Origin of the sequence: Microbacterium sp. (assembly GCF_030149085.1) — a bacterium.
In the GTDB taxonomy this organism is placed as follows: Bacteria; Actinomycetota; Actinomycetes; order Actinomycetales; family Microbacteriaceae; genus Microbacterium.
In genome coordinates this window covers 1-3,137 of sequence record NZ_JASBSF010000186.1, presented here as the reverse complement: position 1 = coordinate 3,137, position 3,137 = coordinate 1, and the positions used below count along the sequence as shown (strand labels likewise).

Below are 3,137 nucleotides of genomic sequence, written 5' to 3'. Positions count from 1 at the left end.
CCATCCACCCCGAGATGTCAACGTCCGTCGCGCCTGCGTTGTAGAGCTCGACCCAGTCCTCCGGCTCTCCCTGCGACGTGACTTCGTTGATCACCACCGGCGGAACCTCGATCGGCTCAGCCGACGCGACCGTAGGAACGGCGACGACGAACGAAAGCCCGAGGATCACGGACAGGGCGGCGGCAAGGCGTCGGCGCATAGCGAGTACTCCTGCGGAATCGGTGCAAGGGATGATGCGCCGGCAGTTGCCTCAGAACGGTGGCGCCCTGTCAGCCTCACCGCCGAAGGCAAAGCACAGGTGAACGGATCCAGAACCCCGAGTAGTCGCTGAGAGTCACCCCGCCGAACCGGCGCGTCGCCCATCAGAAACGAAGGATGCCCCCGCGGATCCAGATCCGAGGGGGCATCCTTCGCGAAGAGAGTGTCAGCTCAGCCGGTCAATGATGTCGACGTTCACGTCGCCGGTGAGGGAGATGTACTCGCCGTTGATCAAGAGCGTCGGCGTTCCCTGCCCGCCCTGAGGGCTCGCAGGGATCTCCCGGGTCTGCGCGTCGACGAAGTCGACGTACGTGCGCTGGGTGACGCACTCGTCGATCCCGGTCACCCCGGAGTCGGCAGCCAGCGCGATGAGTTCGTCATCCGTCCATCCCGCGCCGGTGACGTCAGCAGTCAGAAGCGTCTGGGTGAACGCGAAAGCAGCGTCAGTGTCCTGCGTGGCGACGCAATAGAGCGCGCTGGCCGAACGCTCGGAGAAGTCGGTGCCGGATGCCGCGTTCAGTCCCGACAACGCAACAGGATGCAGGTTCAGGGTGATGTCGCCCGAGGTGACGAGTTCATCCAGCGTCGGGCCATAGACGTCCTCGAAGTCCTGGCAGTGAGGGCAGTAGAAGTCGAACCACACATCGACCTCGTCAGGCCCGCTGCCCACCGCGATCGCGCCGGTCGACGAGTCGATGCCCGGCCCCTCGGGTGCAGCACCCGGAGCCGCAGCGGTGTTGTTCATCCACACCACGAGCGCGCCGACCAGAACGAGTGCCGCAACCACGGCGACGCTGATCCAGATGGCGAAATAGCTGTTCTTCTTTGCGGGAGCTGCCATGGTGTCTTCCTCCGGTGCTGTGTCTGTGCCCGTTGCTGCGGGCGCTCGGCGGCGTGGTCCTGGTCGCGCTCAGTTCAAGCGAGCGACGATGTCGGTCTGCGGGTCGTAGGTCACCGTCACGTACTCTCCGTTGACGACGAGCGTCGGCGTGCTCGCCCCGCCCGTGGCAGGGTTCGTCGGCAGGTTCTGGGTCATCGCCGTCGCGAAGTCCATGTACGTGCCGTCCGTGATGCAGGAACTGGAGTTCGTGGCTCCCGCGCCCTCAGCGATCGCGACGATCTCGTCATCGGTCAGTCCCGGCGAGGACTCGGCCGGCTGCTGGGCGTACATGGCAGTGATGAAGTCCAGCAGCGCATCCGGATCCGACTCGGCGACACAGTACGCGGCACTCGCGGACCTCGTCGAGAATTTCGTGCCCTGCGATGCGCGGTCGAGGATCGAGACCGGGTGGACGTTCAGAGTGATCGACCCGTCATCGATGAGTTGCTGAATGGTCTCACCCTCGGCCTGCTCGAACTGGTTGCAGTAGGGGCACATGAAGTCGACGTAGGTGTCGACGGAGTTCGCACCGGTACCGACCGCGATCCCCCCGGTCTCGGTGTTGATGTTCGCGGCAGCGGGAACCGGACCCGGAGCCGATGCCGTGTTGTTCATCCACACCACGAGAGCTCCGACAAGTACCAGCACTGCCACGACCGCGACGCTGACCCAGATCGCGAAAGAGTTGTTCGATTTCGCGGTAGCTGCCATGTTTGCTTCCTCCGGATGCTGTGTGTCCGTCGGGCCTGCCAGCGTGCGCCGCTCAGGCCCCGGCGATCGGTTGCGGGGTGACACCGAACGGAGCGAGCTCCGCGGCGCCGCCATCGGGCGCCGTCAGCACCCAGATACCACCATCGTGCACGGCGACGCTATGTTCCCAATGTGAGCCGTCTGTGCCATCGACGGTCGACACAGTCCAGTCGTCATCCTCGACGAACGTCGCTTGATCACCGGCAACGACCATGGGCTCGATAGCCAGCACAAGACCCGGTCGCACCTCGGCCCCCGGATCGCTGGTGCGGTAGTTGAACACGGGCGGCGCCTCGTGCATCTTGCGGCCGATTCCGTGGCCGATGTAGTCGCGAAGGATGCCGTAACCACCCTCGGGCGCGTTCGCCTCGACGTAGCCCTCGATCGCCGTGCCAACCTCACCGACATGTGTCGCGCTCGCGAGAGCCGCGACTCCGGCCCAGAGCGATCCGCGGGTCACATCCGAGAGCTGCTGGCGTGCAGCGACGAGGTCCGGCCGATCAGGATCGGGCAGCACGACGGTGAACGCGGAGTCCCCGTTCCAGCCGTGATACTCGGCCCCTGCATCCACCGAGAGGATGTCACCCGGCTGCAAGAGGTAATCACCCGGGATGCCGTGCACGACCTGCTGATTGACCGACGTGCACACCGTATGCCGATAACCGCGCACCAGCTGGAAGTTCGAACGCGCCCCGCGACCGACGATGACAGCGGATGCCGCGGCATCCAGCTCCAGCGTCGTGACGCCGGGCGCTGCCAGTGCACGCACCGCATCGAGGGCGGCGGCGGTAATCAGCCCGGGCTCGACCATCGCTCGCAACTGAGCGGGGGTCTTGTAGATCGATCGACGCAGCACGACGCCCGGTCAGCCGGTGATGCCGCGCGCCGCAAGGGCGGCAGCGATGCGGTCTGCGATCTCATCGAGCGAGCCGACGCCGTCGATCGCATCGACGATCCCGCGCTCGCGATACACATCGAGGATCGGCGCGGTCTCGCGCTCGTAGATGGCAAGCCGATTGGCGATGACCTCTTCGGTGTCGTCCGTGCGTCCCTGCTCGATCGCGCGCTGGCTCAGGCGCGCAATCGACTCATCGCGCGGAACCGATAGCTCGATGACAGCATCCAGCGCCTCGCCGCGGCCCTCGAGGAACGCGTCAAGATCGCCGACCTGGCCGAGGTTTCGGGGATAGCCGTCCAGCAAGAAGCCGTTGCTCGCGTCATCCTGCGTGAGGCGGTCACGCACGATCTC

At 65.6% G+C, this 3,137-nt stretch carries 5 protein-coding genes; all 5 read right to left on the bottom strand.

Annotation, left to right across the window (positions count from 1 at the left end):
• The coding region (locus Q1V87_RS07565; protein ID WP_300591545.1) for a lamin tail domain-containing protein at positions 1 to 199 on the bottom strand (199 nt) is incomplete at its 3' end.
• A gap of 225 nt (positions 200 to 424) precedes the next feature.
• Positions 425 to 1,099, bottom strand: coding sequence for a thioredoxin domain-containing protein (locus Q1V87_RS07560; RefSeq protein WP_300591544.1), 675 nt, complete (start codon positions 1,097 to 1,099; stop codon positions 425 to 427).
• 69 nt (positions 1,100 to 1,168) lie between these two features.
• Positions 1,169 to 1,849, bottom strand: a complete 681-nt coding sequence (locus Q1V87_RS07555) for a thioredoxin domain-containing protein (protein ID WP_300591542.1) — start codon at positions 1,847 to 1,849, stop codon at positions 1,169 to 1,171.
• A 52-nt stretch (positions 1,850 to 1,901) separates the two neighbouring features.
• A complete protein-coding gene (gene map, locus Q1V87_RS07550) occupies positions 1,902 to 2,744 on the bottom strand; it encodes a type I methionyl aminopeptidase (RefSeq protein WP_300591540.1) in 843 nt (280 codons plus the stop codon).
• A 9-nt stretch (positions 2,745 to 2,753) separates the two neighbouring features.
• Positions 2,754 to 3,137: nucleoside monophosphate kinase (locus Q1V87_RS07545; protein WP_300591538.1), on the bottom strand; the 384-nt coding region annotated here is incomplete at its 5' end.

What these genes read in the sequence shown, in the direction of transcription:
- Q1V87_RS07560 (WP_300591544.1), bottom strand. Translation starts at nt 1,099, where the DNA reads ATGGCAGCTCCCGCAAAGAAGAACAGCTATTTCGCCATCTGGATCAGC.
- Q1V87_RS07555 (WP_300591542.1), bottom strand. Translation starts at nt 1,849, where the DNA reads ATGGCAGCTACCGCGAAATCGAACAACTCTTTCGCGATCTGGGTCAGC.